Consider the following 16417-nt stretch of genomic DNA (forward strand, 5'->3'; position numbering starts at 1 on the left):
TTAATCCTCCCCGAGCTTGACTGCCTGATGAATCTTGATCCGTGAGAGCATCGTCCCCAGAATCAGCAAACCCATGGAAAGCATAACCGTCACGATGATATAGAGCTGAATTTGATCCCGGGGATCAAAAGTTACCTGAAATGGCGGAACCTGGCTCGACGTTTGCATGGATAACTGGAACATCGGTACGAATAAGCGGCTGGTCAGTTGACCCGTTAATAGCCCAATGGCTACGGCCGCACCCGATGTGAGAAGCTGCTCCCCAACCAGCATCAATATTAATTGACGGAATGAAACCCCCATGGCCCGCAAAATCCCAAATTGCAGAACACGTCCTGATAAGGACAACACCCAATACAACAAAAATCCGCAGAAACTGATCACTATTGAAATAATGAAGCCAAGTGTCATGACACCATTAATGGCAAGCAGAAATGGATCATTTTTGGAGCGGATCAAGTCCTGCTTGGCATCTACAAGCTTGGTAATCGGAATTTGCTTATCCTCCAGCGTTTGGTAAAGCTCCTGACTTTTCGTTTCAGGCTTCAGCTTTAACCAAACCTCATACGGCTCCAGAGCCATATTGTTCTGAATATAGGACAGATGACCAACAATCAGCATCGGGTCCTTGACCTTTTTATTTTTGGCATTGCTTGACGCACTGCTGCTAGAAGCGGCAGCCCTATCCGTAAAGAGCGGATTGGGATTCCAGGATGGCCAATAATCAACAATTCCAAAAACCTGGAACATCGTGCTTTCCACACCACTCCAGCTCGCATAGATGGGGTCGCCTACCTTCAGGCTGTACTGGTCAGCCATCGTGCGGGACACAAGCACCGCAGCAGGGTTCACGGCTAGCAAATTCAAATAATCATAAAAGTGGTGGTCAAGCAAGCCATTGCGCATCCAGGCCGTTCGACCAAAATCATCGGTATCGATGCCCATCAAGGTAGCTGTACCGCGTTCCTTGCCTACGGTGAACCCCGCTTCCTTTTTAGTAAATACTTTGGCCGCTTGCTCAACACCATTTAGCTGGGTCAGCGGCAAAAAGGGAGGCTCGGAGAATTGCACCTTCTTCTTGGCGGCAGCCAGACTCTCTTCAGCAACGGGTTCACTGCCACCATAATCACCACCCATGCTTGGCGGAGGCGCATCATCCTCCCACTTCATTTGCATCGTAATATCCGCACCATTGCTGTACATGATTTTCTCACCGGCATTTTTATTAATCGTTCTGGCGGCGCTTGCACTGAACAAGCCCGTAGCCAGCGTAACGCTTAAGAACACCATGATCGCCTGATACTGAGTTGTTGAGCGCCCGACCTGCAGCAGCGTAGAGTATAGAGAAGGCGGCCACCAGCGTCTACCGAGCCGATACAGCAATCGAACCAGATACGGATATATCCGCAGCAGCAGAAAGCTCGCTCCCAGTACAAACAGCGCTGGTACCAGAAATAGCAGAGGATCCATCTGCAGATCTGTCGTATCCAGCCCAAGCGCCTGCATATCGGACATACGACGGCGGAATGTATACAGTCCATACATGGAGATAGCGAGCAATACAATATCCACTCCGTACTTATGCCAAAAGGATAATCCCGACTGTCTGGCCATCTGCTGCTTATGTCCTACAATCGTTGCTTTCATCGCAAACAAAACTGGCAGCAGTGTCATGAGGACTGAGCAAAGAACTGCATACAACCCGTATTGAAACGCTTCCTGATTCAGCTTGACATCCAGCGTCGCCCGCTGAACAAATTCAAGAAAACCATTAGAAGCTCCCAGCACCTTGGTCAACGACAGGCCCACGAACGGTCCAAATAGGAGTGCAATAGCACCTAACATAACCCCTTCCACAACATATCCGAGCACAATTTGCAAACGGCTTGCGCCGCGGCTGCGAAGTACGGCAATTTCGGTTTTCTGACGATCAATAATGAGATTGGAAACCATGAATAAATAATAAGCCAGCATAATCATCACAGGCACATTCAATGACCATAGCATCATCCGCAGCTTTTCTTCCTTGGCGTAGTAACCAGTCAATGTTTTCAAGGCAGGAGCCTTAACCGAAATATTCGGAAAATGGTTGCCCAGGTAATTTTCTGTACGCTGGTGTGTCTGAATAAAGCGCTCAATTGAATCCAGCTTCATCCGGCTGTAATCAACAGTCATGTACCAGCTGCTGAAACGAAGCATAAGCTGCTGCTTCTGGGTTATCGTCTGTTCAAACCAATCGTAAGAAACTAATAGACTGGCCTTGTAGCTGGACATTGGATTGTACCAATACACATCATCGTACGTTTTACGGTCAACAACCCCAACAATTTTGAATTTAATCGGAGTTTTGGCGGTGTCATCCTCAATCACATATTCCTGTCCAACGACCATCTTCAATAGTGACAGACCTTGATCCACAACAACCGCTTCTACCACACCATCTACAGGGGCAGCCGATGGCAGCTTTCCGTCCACAATACGAACGTGCTCGTCCATTCCGCTTAGTGCCGTAATATCGGCGCGCCGACTAACTTTATTGTCAATTTTATTGGCATCAATCGGGACCAAATTCCAGCTATCCGTTGACCTTTCCGTGACGAGATTAGGGATCGGCAGCTGAAAAGCGGGAGCAATGGATTGGGACATGTAAGCATCCGCATTAATAATTGCCTGCTTCGACTCCTCAGGTGATATTTCTCCGGTCAAATACACCGAGCTCCAAAAAATCCCCGAATACTGCTGACTGTTCGTCTGAAGCAGCTCCAAATCCTTAACCAGGAGCCGCTGCAAAATTGCACTTGTATAAATCGGCATACTGCTCACAAGTCCGACCGAGATGATCAATCCGAGCAGAAGGCTGAATTCGAGCCATTTGTTTTTGATCATTTTGCGCATGATCATCACAAGTATCGCCACACGGCATCACCTCAATTGTTTAAAATCACCTTTTGACCCTCTTTGATCCCTTTGCGAATCTCTACTTCCGTAGACGATACGATTCCCTTCTCAACATCAAGCTCTTTACGACTTTCCCCTTCAAGCACCTGTACATAATCACGTCCCATGTAAGAGCGGAGTCCAATCTTGGGAATGATCATCACATCCTCCCGATTTTCGGTAACGATCGTAATATCCGCGCTATTGCCAATCTCTATCGTATCAGGCAGCCCTTGGGCTGTGATGACAATCGTTTTCGCATTTTTATCAGCAATAGCTTTCACATCCGATTGAGGTGCGGTTGCGGGAATTTGCGACACGATGCCGGGGTAGACGCCTCCTTTTACCTTAACTTCTGCAGGCATCCCTATCTGGACTCCGACTAAATCATTCGTATTGGTCGTTTCGTATACCAGACGCACCGATTTAGGATCAGATACCGTTAAGATCGCTTTATAGGCTACAACAGGATCTCCTTGCCTGATAGGATCAAGGAACGTTACAATACCGCTGACATCGGAAATCAGCTTCGTCTTGCTCAATTGCTTTCGATACAGATCCAGCTGTATTTCCTCCTTCTGCATATCCAGCAGCTTGATTCGGATGGCAATCGCATCACCGCGTTTCTCATCCTTGGCTTGTTCCAGAGCAAGCCTTGCCTTTTCCACAACAAGCTCCTGCTGAAGGATTTTGCCTTCAATTTCACCTTTATCAAGCTGAGCAACAACATCTCCCTTATTGACAACAGACCCAAGATTGACATTGATGTCAGCAAGCCGCCCTCCGGATTCGGGGTAGAACAAATATTGCATCTTGTCCGCAGCAAAGGTGCCTACTCCGTTGATTTGCTTCTTGATGGTGCCCTTCTTGACCTCATACAGCTCAAAATTTTCCTTGACCGGCTTCACGAGCGGTGGCTTTAACGCCTCCTCCTCTTGAGGCAGCAGACTGCAGCCAGGGATACATGTCATTACGATCGATGCTGTAATTATCCAGGAAGCCATCATAAAGCGCTTGTTAGCTTTCTTCCACAATATGTCCATCCTCCAGTGCATACACTTGATCCACTACTTCCATAATCGCCGGGTCATGTGTCGTCAAAATAATCGTCATTCCTTCAAACTGCACCAAATCCTTGAATACCTTCAACACCTGCAGCCCCATACGACTGTCGAGCTCAGCAGTTGGTTCATCCGCCAACAACAGCTTCGGTCGGTGGGCTATCGCTCTGGCAATAGCGGTGCGCTGCTGCTCACCACCTGACATCTCATAAGGGCGATGTTTCATTCTTGGTCTCAGACCGACAAAATCAAGCGCTTGTTCCGCGTACTCACGACGTTGAGCCGAAGGTATGCCTGCAATACGCAAGCCAAATTCGACATTCTCATAAGCCGACATATAAGGAACCAAAGCAAATGACTGAAATATAAGGCCAAGACGAGTGCGACGCAGCTCATTCCTTTTTTTGTCGGATAATCCTGTCACATCCTGACCTTCAAAATATATCGCTCCTTCTGTAGGTCGATCCAACAATCCAAGCATATTTAAAAGCGTAGTTTTCCCTGAACCCGAACGTCCCCTTAGCGCGATCAGACGACCGGAGGCGATATGAAGCGAAGCACCACGCAGCGCATGCACGGCAGCACCAGCTTTACCGAAGGTTCGGGTCAGACTGACAGCTTGTAATATCGGATCACTCGTTGGGTAGTTATGTATGGGATGCTGCATGGATATTCCTCCAAGGTCTCAATTGTAAGCGAATTCTTTACTTATAATGTAAACCTTTCCAGCACATAAAAATAGACACCAATTTGTTGGAATTGGTGTCTATTTGTTCTGTTCCTCATATTCCTTTGGTGTACAGCCGACAGCTTTTTTAAACGTTTTGGCGAATACCTTGGCATCGGTAAAGCCGACAGCTTCGGCAACCTCATATACTTTTTTGTTATTAGCCAGCAAGAGCTGTTTGGCCGCTTCAAGCCTTATGCGTACCAGCGATTCGATCAACGATTCCCCTGTCTCCTTGCTGTACAAATCGCTCAAATAGCTGCGGCTTAGCTTTACATTTTGCGCAATATCAGTTGTACTGATGGACAAATGGTAATTGTGTTTCATGTACATCTGTGCCTTACGAACAAAAAGATTTCGCGAGGTCGGAACCACGGCCGTGCCTGATTGCAAAATAGCCAGCTCCCGACATGCCTCCGTAAACCACATTCCGAGCGCTTCCAACCGAAAATGCGCTTGCGTTTGGGCAGCCGTGACCTTGCGATCAAAATCATCCAGGTTGCTCGTCCCCTCCTGTCGGGCCAACGCAGCTACAAAGCTTAGCAGCTCATATAGAAAGCTGAAAGCCTGTGTGATCGGAGGCTGGAGACTACCCAGTTGCTTCCAGATTTGCTCAGACCAATAAACGACCGCATCTTCGTTATGCCCTGCTATCGCACGCAGCAGATTTTGCTTCTCGTCCTGAGGGAGCTCCCCTTTCCAGGCCGAATGCAGCTTATCACTTACCACTAGCTCTGAAGCCTGCTGAATGAAAAGCTCCGTTTGAACTCCGTAAAAATACCGCTTTCTGAGCTCATCATGCATATGTACAATACGATACAGCTGTTCGGGTTTGTTGATCCGAATAACAGCCGACAGCCAAAAGCCATGCTCTGTCAAACCTGTATCTGAACCTGCTAAAGATTGCTGCAGCTGAGCCTGACGCTCCTGATGAGTGGCCGCCAGCTGATCCTTATAAATAAGCAGCACTTGATGCTCGTTCACAAGTACATAAGCCCACACATCCGGCCAATTCCATCCGATAAACGATAATCGAACGCCTGGTGCCAAATAAATCATCCAGCTCGACAGCTCTCCGTCAACCGTAAAAAGTTCCTCCTCTAGTTCTTCATCTCGCTGACTGCTAACCCATGCTTTCTTAAGCCTTAATCCCCACTGTGCCTGATTCGACTGCAGCAGCTGCTGTGTGAGCATTAGCTGTTTCTGCTTCTGTTCCCGCAGCTTTTGCAAATCGAGCTTCGCTTCGTTAAGAATAGTGATCAGCTGCTCTGGCTCCATTGTAGGCTTTAATATATAATCGTGTGCGCCAAGCTTCATCGCTTCTTTCACATATTTGAAGTCATCCAGACAGCTCAATACGATGACAGCTGCATCAGATTCCGTCTGCTTCATTCTTCTGACCAGCTCCAGACCATCCATACGCGGCATCAAAATATCTGTCACTACCAGATCAATGCCGCCATCCTCCAGCCTTTCCCATGCTTCGTTACCATCACAGGCTTCACCACCCCACTCGAAGCCGTGCTCCTCCCAGCGGATCATCGTTTTCAGCACCTGCCTAATAATTGGCTCGTCATCGACTACTAATACCTTCATCGTTTATCCTTCCTCATTGTAATGTACCGGCAGCGTCAGACGAATGGTTGTCCCTTGGCTTGGTTTGCTCACCATATTCATATTGTATCCGCTTCCATAGTACAGCCTGATTTTCTCGCGGATGTGGCGCAGTCCGATTCCGCTCATTCTCTCCCGCATCCCCCCGTTTGTGGCGGATTCAACAGCCTTGTCCTCCATGGACATACCGATCCCGTTATCTTCAACCTGACAAATCAGCAGCTCACGCTCTGCTTCTATGCGGATGCCAATACGGATAACTCCCTCCTGCCGGCTCGGCTCAATCCCATGAATAATCGCATTTTCCAATAGCGGCTGCAGGATCATTCGCGGTACCAGACAACCTTCGGACAACGGATCAATGTCATACTCCATACGTATTTTGTCCCCATACCGGAATGCCTGAATATCGATATAAGCATGGATCAGTTCTATTTCTTCACGAACCGTAATAAAATCCCCCTTTTTCCCCAAGCTCGCCTGCAGCAGCCGGACCAAGGAAGTGACAACCTCCGCGATTTGCGGGGTACGGTGCATTTTGGCAACCCATTTGATGGTATTTAACGTATTGTACAAAAAGTGCGGGTTCAGCTGATATTGCAGCGCTTCCATTTCAGCTTCCTTTTTTAGCGATTCCTCACGTTTTACTTGTCTGATCAGCTCTTCCAATCGGTTCAGCATCTGATTATAGCTCTCGCCCAGCTCGTTCCATTCTCTGCTGCTTTTATGCACCCAGTACGCTTTAAAATCACCTAATTCAGCACGATTCATCAGCCCGCGGAGGTGTTTCATCGGACGAGCCGAATAATGCTGGTACACGAATACACTCAACATACAGACTAGCAGCAGCAACACAATGAACATTCCAAGTGTAGATTGAAACGCCTTTGCAAAAGAAGTCTCCAAAGACTGTCGGGCTTCAATCTGTGAAAACCATACCGCTCCCGGAAGCTCCAGCTTTTTCGTTGACACCACGGAGAACTTACCCCATTGAAGTGGCTCCGTCGCTGTCTTCCATCCCTCTTCCTTCTGGAGCATTTCATTATCAGTCTCAGGCAGCGTGCTGTACATAAATACGCCATGACTGTCCATGATCTGGTTACGAAGCAGCGGCAGCCTGCCATAAATATCTTTCATTAGCGGGTCTAATGCTACCGTAATTTGAAAAGAGCCCTTAACTACATTTTTCCGATTCGTGAGTGGGGCCGTATATATAACCTCATAGCCATCCGCAGCTTCTTTCTTTTCACGGGCTTGTAGGGACCGATCAAACTTTCGCAGCATGGGAAGAGTTATGTCTGTAGGAGGAACGGATGTCAATGCCTCGGTGCATAAGTTATAGTTCAACGCATCCAACGACATACACATATTCGTTACAAAAGGAAATTGGGAGCGCTCAGAGCGAAGCAAGTAATCGGCATATTCCCGCAGCGAACGATCCTCGGCAGAATCCGTAATAACCGTTCCCTCACTCAATCGCTGAATGGCATAATCGTTACTGATCCGCTTCAGTGTATGGTCGAGCTCTTCGAATGATTTTTGAATTCTTATCACTGTTTGATCGTGCACCTGCTGCAGCTGCTCACCCGATGCCAGCTGTTTTTGGGAGGCCGCCTGCACCGAATAATATACAATACAGCTGGTTATGAGCACTGAACAACTAAGCACGATATAGATTAACATACGTACCATAAGTAACCCTCACCCGGTTATCCTTAGAATTTGGAAAAAACCCATGAGCTTACAGCCCACGGGTTCAATGGATGATTGGTTTATGGCGTTCCAACTAGCTCCAACGCTTGCTCGGAAATATCTTCCTTGTACTTGGTCATGCAATCGCACAGAAAATCTTTACGGCAAATCGGGCAAGGCTCATTCAACAAACGGTTGATATGCGATGCGAACGGAGTCGCGTTGTCTGCCTTTTTTTCATAAATAAGTCTGCACGATGTGCGGTCCTTCAAGTTAACAACGACCTCGAACAATCCGTTTTTCGGGTTATTACTTACAATCTCTGCTTTGATTACCTTTGGTTGGTATGCCATTATTTCGGTACCTCTCTTTATATAGGTTGTCTTTGATCACCATTATCATGTGTACCTTGAATAATAGCTTGTTTTAGGCGTTCTCGTCAAGCCAGCGGGCATGGGATCAACAAAATAACGATGAATAGCTTCCTTTTTCACGCTTAATGCTCGTAACGAAGCTTCATTTCCCCAGCAGCCAGAGCTGCAACTCTGCGAGCTTCTTCGACATCGTCCGCCGTGCTTAGCGCGACAGCCATTCTTCGCCCAATCTTCGTTTCCGGCTTGCCAAAAATACGCACCTGAGTATTCGGATGACTTAGCGCCCTGTCAATTCCATCAATACTGAATACCTGCTGTTCTTCAGTAGCCTTTAAAGTATGTGAAGCGCCTGGCGTCAGCATGCGGATTGTTGAAATCGGCAGACCCAGTATGGCACGAACATGCAGGGCAAATTCGGATAGATCCTGTGTAACCATAGTCACCATACCCGTATCATGCGGACGTGGAGAGACTTCACTAAAGTACACCTGATCCTTAGCCAAAAACAGTTCCACACCATAAATCCCTGTACCACCCAAAGCGTCAGTAATCGTCTTAGCTATATGCTGCGCCTGTTCGATTTGTAAGGCTGTCATCTCGTGCGGCTGCCACGATTCGATGTAATCGCCTTCCTTCTGCACATGACCAATCGGCTCACAGAACGCAGTGCCTGATACCGAACGTACGGTAAGCAGTGTGATCTCGGATTCAAAATGAATAAATTGCTCCACGATCACCCGCGTTTTCTTTGCTCTGCCGCCCTCCATCGCATACGTCCACGATTTCTCAACATCCGACAATGATTTGCAAACGCTCTGACCTTTGCCTGAAGAGCTCATAATCGGCTTAATGACACACGGTGTACCAATAACAGCAACCGCCTCCTGAAGCTCCTCAAGGCTGTCGGCAAATGCGTAATTGGCTGTCGGGAGATGTAAAATTTCCGAAGCCAAACGACGTATGCCCTCGCGATCCATCGTCAATTGGGCAGCCGTAGCGGTTGGTACCACACGCATCCCTTCACGCTCCAAATCAAGCAGCACTTGAGTGGCGATCGCTTCAATTTCCGGTACGATTAAATCCGGCTGCTCCTTCTTGATGAGCTCGCGAAGTTGATCCTCATCAAGCATATTAATCACATAGGAACGGTGCGCAACCTGCATCGCTGGTGCATTCGCATATCGGTCTACCGCGATGGTTTCAATTCCTAGTCTTTGTGCTTCAATGATAACTTCCTTGCCCAACTCACCTGAACCCAGAAGCATCATTTTTTTGGCTAATCCTGATAGTGGTGATCCGTACATGAACGCAGTTCCCCCTCGATATATACAGTTCAAATTAAAAGGCTCTATCGTTGTTATACTTTACAATGGAACATTTTTCAATCATTCTTGCAAAAAGACATAAAAATTCCTTTTAATGATAGCTTACTTTTATTGAGTAACTTATGCTACAATGATAGTAAGAAGGAGATGATAGCAATGGCTGATCATCAGCTTTGCCCCAAGTTTGAAGCTGCATTTGGCATTTTAGGAAAACGCTGGACCGGCTTGATTATTCAATCCTTGCTTCAGGGCCCAAGGCGGTTTAAGGATATTTCCGAAATGATCCCCGGAATGAGCGACAGAATGTTAGCTGAACGATTTAAAGAATTGGAAACCGAGGGACTCATCCATCGGCATGTATACCCGGAAACTCCCGTACGTATTGAATATGAGCTCTCCGAAAAAGGAAGAGCACTCCGGCCTGTCATGGAGGCTGTACACGATTGGGGAGAACATTGGGTAAAGTGATCTCAGATGCGACCACACCAAAAAGCCGTTTTCTTGGGAACTCCTGCTAGAGCAAGACCTGAACGGGTCTTTCTCACCGGGACCTCCAAACAAATGGCTTTTTTATTCGTTATGGTCTCATGTCTATATAGGTTAGTAGGTACTAAGATGCTTGCATATTCTGAAAACGCTTAGATTGACTGTTCATTGCGCAAATAATTAATTGATCCAATTCCGTACTCTTATTCACAACTTCAGAATGTGTAAGTTCGTAGCCTTTCAGGGTAACCAGCGTATGCAATTCTTGGTTGAGTAGGAGAATTTCTTGTTCAATATGAGCAGCAATGTTCATCTTAGCAGCCTCCCATTAGTGGAATCAATTCTTTTTCTCAATTTTTAACTAATTAGTTCTTCATAAGCTTGTCCTAAACTGACTTTTGAGATACATTAAAAATGCAAGTAATTCCTTTTTGTCACTATATAAAACATTTGTTAAAATAATGTTGTTATTTCTCGTTTTTTATTTGTTAATTTTCTTAACCATTTCCTAACATAGTGAGGAGGGAGCTCATGCCTACCGTCTTACTTATTGAGGACGACCAGAGCATCGCAGATATGATTTCGATTTATTTATCTGAAGAGGATTATAATGTACATTGGGGAGCAGATGGACAACAAGGCACCAAATTGTTTAATACGATAGAACCGGATGTTATTATTTTGGATATCATGCTTCCTGATGCCAACGGCATGGATCTATGTAAAGAGTTTCGAACGGTTTCCAATGTGCCCATTATGGTGATTTCTGCCAAAAGCGAGGTCTCGGAGCGGGTAAAAGCTTTAATTATCGGAGCTGATGATTATTTATGCAAACCGTTTAGCATGCGTGAATTAGCTGCAAGAACGAGTGCCCTCCTGCGTCGATCGGCCATCTCGAATCATAGTGTACAATCAACGCCCCCTGCAGAATCAGGGGAAATAGACCCGCAGTCTATCAAAATCGATATGGAAAAACGCTGTATTTACTTACTTAATCACCCTGTAGAAACAACATTTTCTGAATTTGAAATTATGAAGCTTTTTTGGATGCATCCGGGTAAAGTATTTTCCCGTGAGGAGCTGTTGAACAAAATTCGTGGAATCGATACCTTCGTGACTGAACGTACCGTTGATGTACATATTACCAATCTCCGCAAGAAAGTCGAAATTGATCCCAAGGAACCTAAACATATCAAAACAGTTTGGGGGGTTGGTTATAAATTTGAGCATTAAAAAAGCTCCTGTCAGGCTGTGCAGCTCGCACAACCTGACAGGAGCTTTCAATATAAAATACTATACGATGAGCATCAATAACGTTGCTCGCCCTCAACCCTCATTCAGATTGGTGCCCGTCCCGGGTTCGATCCAAATCCTGCAGCAGCCTGCTCACACCTTCCGGTGTCAACTCCTTGGATTGCTTGAAGCGCAGCAATTGCTCCCTCAGCTCGTTCGCTATGGCCTCGCTGTTCTCCTCATCCTGTGTGTATTCAGGATTAAACCAGACATAATCGCCTTCAGGACCATTTCGTAAAAACGACCTCTTCCAAGCTGCGGGATAAGTAAATTCCTGTTCTCCGAATATGAAAGCGAGCACGTCATCGCTCTCCAAGGACATAAGCTGATGGAAAGTCTCGATGCCGCTGCTTTCAGGTCCCATGGCTGCTACCTGCTTATGAAGATAAGCATAATGCAAATAATGCTCCCCTGTCAGCTTATCCTTGGAAATCTCATACAGCTCCAGATCATCGTTACTTAACTGCTTAACGACCTCCAGACGCTCCTGCAGCAGCTCAGCGGGAATTCTTTTCATGTCTTGCATGGATTGATCCTCGTTCATGGGTAACCCTCCTAAAAGTTTCGCTGTAGCGAAACTCACTTCGTAAGCATCATCCAAGTTTTACTTTAGCAAAACCAGCATCGTAAGCATCATTTCAACCGCAAGCTGCGCCGCGGCAATCTCCATTTAAAGAATACGGACAGCATCCGCAGAAAAACAATGATACCAAACAACGCCAACAGGTGATAGGAGCCTTGAAACCATCCCAGACCTATAAACAAGCCAGCCATCATGCCCCATACCGCATAGATTTCGTCCTGCAGCACAAGCGGCTTGCGTCCGGCCAATACATCACGAATGATACCTCCACCAATCCCGGTCATTACCGCTGCGACGACAACAGCACTGATCGGATGATGCATATTGGTTGCATAAATAGCACCCTGAATCGAGAAAGCGGCAAGTCCGATGGCATCGAACAGCGATTCCCAAGTTTTCCATTTACGTATCCAGCTGCTGGGGACTATAAATACAAGTGCTGCTGCTATCAAGGCAGTTTTCAGATATAAGCTCTGCTCCCATAAAGTCGTTACGGGAATACCAATAAGCAAATTACGCACCACACCGCCACCAAAAGCTGTAACCAACGCTAATACAAACACACCCAATACATCAAAATCCTCTTCCATGGCTACTACGGCCCCACTGACCGCAAAAGCTACTGTACCTATAATACTGAATAATTGTAAATTAATTTCCAATAAGTCCATGTTAAAGTATACCCATATCCTTTGCTTTTTGAGCTGCTTCTTTACTGCTTTTGCCTCCGAGCTTACGCAAAATGTTACCCACATGAACTTTAATCGTTCGAATGGAAACTACAAATTTATCGGCAATTTGCGTTTGTGTATGCCCTTTTTCAATTAAATCCAGAACTTGTACTTCCGTTGGTGTCAGCAGATCACGCAGCTCCTTCACCCTGACCTCATGCTCCATATGCTTCAGGCGGCGAAATTCTTCGCGCATTTTTTCAGCCACACTGGGATGGATGGGACTGCGATTTGCATACGCGTTACGAATAGCCTGCGGGATTTCGGCAAAATTTGATTTGACCATATAATCGACCGCACCGACCTTGAATGCCTCAAAAATCAGCTCTTTATCTTCCATAGAAGTTAGCATAATGACTTTGGCCCCGGTACACTGCACGATTTCTGCTGCTGCCCATATTCCGTCCGGGCTGTCTGACATCATAATATCCATCAGCACCACATCGGCCTCAACCTGCTCCAGCAGCTCGACTCCAGTCTGTCCGGAGGAGGCTTGACCAACAAGCTCAAAATCGGCTTCCTTGCCCAAATAACTCATCAAACCGCGAAGCCAATCCGGATCGTCTTCTACAATGACAATTCGTATTTTGCTCAACCTCTCCCGCCCCCTTTCCTGTTAGGGAAAATGATAAAAACTGCCGTTCCGACGCCAGGCTTGCTATGGATGGACATCGTGCCCTTATGTTTATGAATAATGGAGTGGCAGTAAGATAGGCCGAGCCCGAAGTTAAGCTTCTTGCCTCCTTTTGTTGTGTAAAAGGGATCAAAGGCTTGCCTGAGCTGCGATTTATCCATACCTATACCGGTATCCCTTATTTCAACCGTCAGATTGCGCTTCGTTTCGGTCAATTTTACTAGCAGTTTTCCACCTTGCGGCATCGCTTCCACCGCATTCATCAGTACATTGGTCATGACCTCATCCAGTTGTGCAGGGTCACCCCACAAAGCACCTTCATAGCGCAATTCCCTTAGGACCTCTATTCGATGGAGACTCGGTTCCAGCGCCGTTAGACATCTTTCCAAAAGCTCAGCAAGCCGAACCGGCTCTTCGTGCAGAGCTACATCCTGTGTTTGCCCCTGTATACGATAGATCATATCATAAATATGCTGTGAAGCGTTTAGGATGACATCAACATCATTTTCCAATTGCCCCGGATCGGATTGAGCGGATTCAGATTTGATCTTTTCACCGAACAAACGAATTTTTCCAACATCGTTTTTTATGGCATGGTTCAGAATTGAGGTACCTGAAGTAATAGCCCGCAGCGTATAGTCTAGCTGATGATTGCGAATCGATATTTGCAAGCCCATAAACCCATAACGAAAGCTGGAGAAGAAAATGACTGCAAGCGTAAATCCAATCAGCCAGGCATTGTAACGCCACCATTGATTATTACCGTACAGCGTTGGCAAAATATACAGGGTGAACAAAGCACCGAACATAGTGGGAGCGGCTGCCAACGTCGTCAGCATACGCAGCTTGCGAAGGTATGAATTCAATTCCTTAGCCGTTGCATGTATCAATAATAGTATCCCCGTAATAATGTAAGGAACCGTCCAGCACATCACAAATTGATAGGGAATGGGGTCACTAGGCAATGGCTCGAATGTAAAAGATATCAGTGCAGGCAAAAGAAGTACCCATGAAAGCCACCTTTTCCAAAGCCAACCCCCGCTGTTCGGGTGGTACACGATTGTAAACATCAGGAAGGTGTAGGGCAAGCCATAATAGCAAATAATCGAAGAGAATCGTTCCATATAACCCATGAACTGGGAAAGAGATGCTGTCATCCAGCCTTGTCTGGTCAAATAAGGACCCAACTGCTCATTAATAACAGCGGACAAACCGCCAAAACCGCCTGTGAAGGCAATGCTGGCGATCCACCTTGTCGTAGATCTTCTGGGATCTGTAACTACTAGAAGGAGCCCAATCGTCCATAGGCCTATCAGTACAAACAGCATAAAGATCGGCACATCCGTTCTGGTTATAGCGTATAGTCTTTTTTCAACTGCCCCAGCTCTTGCAGAGAACGAGCTACCCATTGCGCCTGCTCTTCCAGCTTCCGAATCTCGGTATATAAGGCACGCTCTAATGAAATACGGTACTCTTGAACCGTTCCGTTAAAGGGTTTAACGGTATACATGGGCATCAAGGCGATTTCTCCGTCAGACAATGCACGACGCTGATGAAAGAAGGGTACATTAGGATCCATAGGATTATGTAAGTCCCCTTGTGTCGGATGCTTGATTACTGCTTTAATTTTAACTGCAGCCTTGCCGGAGCTCGAGATCTCGACAATTTCACCGACATATTCTCCGGTTTTATAAGCGGCTGTGACTATCGTTCCAATTTCAAATTCATTACTCATCTCGGTTATCCTCCTTAAAGTTCTGCGAAGCTAATAGATTTTTGAAACCATTGGAGTAAATCGTCCACTCCCTGCATCCGATACCTTTTGTCCGCAATACCATGCTGCTTCAGATGTACGATACAAGGTACGCTTTCAATCTTCCAGCTTTGCACAAGCTGCGGGCAGAAGTTCACATTACTTTTCACAATGGGAAGATCAGGCATTAAGGTCATAACGACCTGCAGCATCTTTTCGGTCATTTTACAGGTACCGCACCAAGGGGTATACAAATATACGAATTGACTCTCGGATAATAATGACAGCCTTGTTCGCAGCTGCTGCTCTGTCCATTCCGTCATCTCCATGGTGAACCCCCCTTTCCTGCAAGAAAATGAAAATATGTCACTCATTCGATTATCCGTTCATCCAGACGCTCGAGACAGAGGTGAAAATGCTCTAACAGACTGGGAATATCATCAATATGCCGCTCATCGAGCTTCTTGACAAATTTCACATCCAGCTTCGATTTCATTCTTCTGGGCTGCTCTCCATACTCCATCATGATGCATTGTGACAGTTGCGGCCCGGCCCCCCAGATCTCACCGATCATGGAAACCGATTCGGAGCAATCCCGTTCGATATCAGTAATCGGAAATACAAAGCTAAGCTCCAGGCTGCAGCCTGGCTGCTGTTTGGAATCGGCAAGCAGCTCTGCTGCCAAATCGGCTACGGATGCGGTCAGCATGAAGCTGCCTTCAGCTACACCATCCTCTTTACGAGCCATGGTCATGGAGAAGCTGCGGGACATTGAAGATAGCTCGATACGATCGGTTCTTCCCATAATGACGACGGAATCATTCAAGTCCATATCATATACAGCGCCCTCAAGCACAACCTTTAAATTATCAAAAATCGTTGGGTCAAACATCATGTACGCTCCTGTTTCAAGATAAACCAGCAACTTGTTGGACAAATCCTTACAAAATCAGTACAATTGAATCATCAAGAACAAGGAAGGTGTACCTCATGTCCGACGAAACACAATCAAACGATTCCGTACAAGAGCCAAAAAAAGTCAGCTTGGCTGACGCCATTAAAAACAAGCTTGCCCAAAAGAAGCAAGAGCAAGCCGATGAAAAGGCGAACGGTCAGCTGCGCGGTGGTAACAGTGCCGTTATGAGAAATCAAAACAACAAAAAACCAAATAATCAACGGCGCCGCACCGGAGGCAGTTAAAGAGAAG

General features: G+C 46.5%; 18 protein-coding genes. 3 read left to right on the forward strand and 15 right to left on the reverse strand.

Going from position 1 to position 16417, the window contains the following annotated elements; translation table 11 throughout:
• The 7 genes from OB236_RS37805 to purT all read right to left on the reverse strand — a co-directional run bounded on the left by OB236_RS37805 (position 1) and on the right by purT (position 9709).
• Positions 1–2916 (reverse strand): ABC transporter permease, encoded by a 2916-nt coding sequence (locus tag OB236_RS37805; RefSeq protein WP_262688642.1) that lies wholly within the window; start codon positions 2914–2916, stop codon positions 1–3.
• Between the two features lie 11 nt (positions 2917–2927).
• On the reverse strand, positions 2928–3971 hold the full coding sequence (locus OB236_RS37810) for an efflux RND transporter periplasmic adaptor subunit (protein ID WP_262688643.1): 1044 nt from the start codon (positions 3969–3971) through the stop codon (positions 2928–2930).
• Positions 3955–4665: an ABC transporter ATP-binding protein gene (locus tag OB236_RS37815; RefSeq protein WP_262688644.1), complete on the reverse strand. Its 711-nt coding sequence runs from the start codon at positions 4663–4665 to the stop codon at positions 3955–3957. The genes OB236_RS37810 and OB236_RS37815 overlap by 17 nt, the downstream gene beginning before the upstream one ends.
• Positions 4666–4764: 99 nt before the next feature.
• Positions 4765–6321 carry a response regulator gene (locus OB236_RS37820; RefSeq protein ID WP_262688645.1) on the reverse strand — a complete coding sequence of 519 codons (1557 nt, stop codon included), beginning with the start codon at positions 6319–6321 and terminating at the stop codon, positions 4765–4767.
• Positions 6322–6324: 3 nt separating this feature from the next.
• Positions 6325–8031: a sensor histidine kinase gene (locus tag OB236_RS37825; RefSeq protein WP_262688646.1), complete on the reverse strand. Its 1707-nt coding sequence runs from the start codon at positions 8029–8031 to the stop codon at positions 6325–6327.
• Between the two features lie 80 nt (positions 8032–8111).
• A complete protein-coding gene (locus OB236_RS37830; protein ID WP_076228572.1) occupies positions 8112–8384 on the reverse strand; it encodes a hypothetical protein in 273 nt (90 codons plus the stop codon).
• 143 nt (positions 8385–8527) lie between these two features.
• On the reverse strand, positions 8528–9709 hold the full coding sequence (gene purT / locus OB236_RS37835; RefSeq protein WP_262688647.1) for a formate-dependent phosphoribosylglycinamide formyltransferase: 1182 nt from the start codon (positions 9707–9709) through the stop codon (positions 8528–8530).
• Positions 9710–9886: 177 nt separating this feature from the next.
• Here purT and OB236_RS37840 point away from each other — a divergent pair, with 177 nt between their 5' ends.
• Positions 9887–10198 (forward strand): winged helix-turn-helix transcriptional regulator, encoded by a 312-nt coding sequence (locus OB236_RS37840; RefSeq protein ID WP_076228570.1) that lies wholly within the window; start codon positions 9887–9889, stop codon positions 10196–10198.
• Between the two features lie 142 nt (positions 10199–10340).
• Here OB236_RS37840 and OB236_RS37845 read toward each other — a convergent pair whose 3' ends face one another.
• Positions 10341–10529, reverse strand: a complete 189-nt coding sequence (locus OB236_RS37845) for an aspartyl-phosphate phosphatase Spo0E family protein (protein ID WP_262688648.1) — start codon at positions 10527–10529, stop codon at positions 10341–10343.
• Between the two features lie 218 nt (positions 10530–10747).
• On the opposite strand from OB236_RS37845, the gene OB236_RS37850 reads away from it, so the two are divergent.
• Positions 10748–11449, forward strand: a complete 702-nt coding sequence (locus tag OB236_RS37850) for a response regulator transcription factor (RefSeq protein WP_262688649.1) — start codon at positions 10748–10750, stop codon at positions 11447–11449.
• Positions 11450–11549: 100 nt separating this feature from the next.
• Here the strand turns inward: OB236_RS37850 and OB236_RS37855 are convergent, their stop codons facing one another.
• From OB236_RS37855 to OB236_RS37885, 7 genes are all read right to left on the reverse strand, one after another.
• On the reverse strand, positions 11550–12053 hold the full coding sequence (locus OB236_RS37855; protein WP_262688650.1) for a hypothetical protein: 504 nt from the start codon (positions 12051–12053) through the stop codon (positions 11550–11552).
• A gap of 89 nt (positions 12054–12142) precedes the next feature.
• Positions 12143–12763 carry a trimeric intracellular cation channel family protein gene (locus OB236_RS37860; RefSeq protein ID WP_076228566.1) on the reverse strand — a complete coding sequence of 207 codons (621 nt, stop codon included), beginning with the start codon at positions 12761–12763 and terminating at the stop codon, positions 12143–12145.
• A gap of 1 nt (position 12764) precedes the next feature.
• Positions 12765–13418, reverse strand: coding sequence for a response regulator transcription factor (locus OB236_RS37865; RefSeq protein ID WP_076228565.1), 654 nt, complete (start codon positions 13416–13418; stop codon positions 12765–12767).
• Entirely contained in the window at positions 13415–14866 is a 1452-nt protein-coding gene (locus OB236_RS37870; protein ID WP_262688651.1) for a sensor histidine kinase, read from the reverse strand. Before OB236_RS37870 ends, OB236_RS37865 begins: the two co-directional genes overlap by 4 nt.
• Positions 14809–15192, reverse strand: a complete 384-nt coding sequence (gene kapB / locus OB236_RS37875) for a sporulation phosphorelay system protein KapB (protein WP_076228563.1) — start codon at positions 15190–15192, stop codon at positions 14809–14811. Before kapB ends, OB236_RS37870 begins: the two co-directional genes overlap by 58 nt.
• 14 nt (positions 15193–15206) lie before the next feature.
• Positions 15207–15539, reverse strand: coding sequence for a thioredoxin family protein (locus OB236_RS37880; RefSeq protein ID WP_179097372.1), 333 nt, complete (start codon positions 15537–15539; stop codon positions 15207–15209).
• Positions 15540–15580: 41 nt separating this feature from the next.
• On the reverse strand, positions 15581–16102 hold the full coding sequence (locus tag OB236_RS37885) for a hypothetical protein (protein ID WP_262688652.1): 522 nt from the start codon (positions 16100–16102) through the stop codon (positions 15581–15583).
• 98 nt (positions 16103–16200) lie between these two features.
• Between OB236_RS37885 and OB236_RS37890 the strand changes: the two genes are divergently transcribed.
• Positions 16201–16410, forward strand: coding sequence for a hypothetical protein (locus tag OB236_RS37890; RefSeq protein WP_076228561.1), 210 nt, complete (start codon positions 16201–16203; stop codon positions 16408–16410).
• Positions 16411–16417 lie beyond the last annotated feature (7 nt).

It is taken from the genome of Paenibacillus baimaensis (genome assembly GCF_025567575.1).

Coding starts and splice junctions, on each gene's coding strand:
- OB236_RS37815 (WP_262688644.1), bottom strand. CDS start 4,665: ATGCAGCATCCCATACATAACTACCCAACGAGTGATCCGATATTACAA.
- OB236_RS37820 (WP_262688645.1), bottom strand. CDS start 6,321: ATGAAGGTATTAGTAGTCGATGACGAGCCAATTATTAGGCAGGTGCTG.
- OB236_RS37825 (WP_262688646.1), bottom strand. CDS start 8,031: ATGGTACGTATGTTAATCTATATCGTGCTTAGTTGTTCAGTGCTCATA.
- OB236_RS37830 (WP_076228572.1), bottom strand. CDS start 8,384: ATGGCATACCAACCAAAGGTAATCAAAGCAGAGATTGTAAGTAATAAC.
- purT (WP_262688647.1), bottom strand. CDS start 9,709: ATGTACGGATCACCACTATCAGGATTAGCCAAAAAAATGATGCTTCTG.
- OB236_RS37840 (WP_076228570.1), top strand. CDS start 9,887: ATGGCTGATCATCAGCTTTGCCCCAAGTTTGAAGCTGCATTTGGCATT.
- OB236_RS37845 (WP_262688648.1), bottom strand. CDS start 10,529: ATGAACATTGCTGCTCATATTGAACAAGAAATTCTCCTACTCAACCAA.
- OB236_RS37850 (WP_262688649.1), top strand. CDS start 10,748: ATGCCTACCGTCTTACTTATTGAGGACGACCAGAGCATCGCAGATATG.
- OB236_RS37855 (WP_262688650.1), bottom strand. CDS start 12,053: ATGAACGAGGATCAATCCATGCAAGACATGAAAAGAATTCCCGCTGAG.
- OB236_RS37860 (WP_076228566.1), bottom strand. CDS start 12,763: ATGGACTTATTGGAAATTAATTTACAATTATTCAGTATTATAGGTACA.
- OB236_RS37870 (WP_262688651.1), bottom strand. CDS start 14,866: ATGGGTAGCTCGTTCTCTGCAAGAGCTGGGGCAGTTGAAAAAAGACTA.
- kapB (WP_076228563.1), bottom strand. CDS start 15,192: ATGAGTAATGAATTTGAAATTGGAACGATAGTCACAGCCGCTTATAAA.
- OB236_RS37880 (WP_179097372.1), bottom strand. CDS start 15,539: ATGGAGATGACGGAATGGACAGAGCAGCAGCTGCGAACAAGGCTGTCA.
- OB236_RS37885 (WP_262688652.1), bottom strand. CDS start 16,102: ATGTTTGACCCAACGATTTTTGATAATTTAAAGGTTGTGCTTGAGGGC.
- OB236_RS37890 (WP_076228561.1), top strand. CDS start 16,201: ATGTCCGACGAAACACAATCAAACGATTCCGTACAAGAGCCAAAAAAA.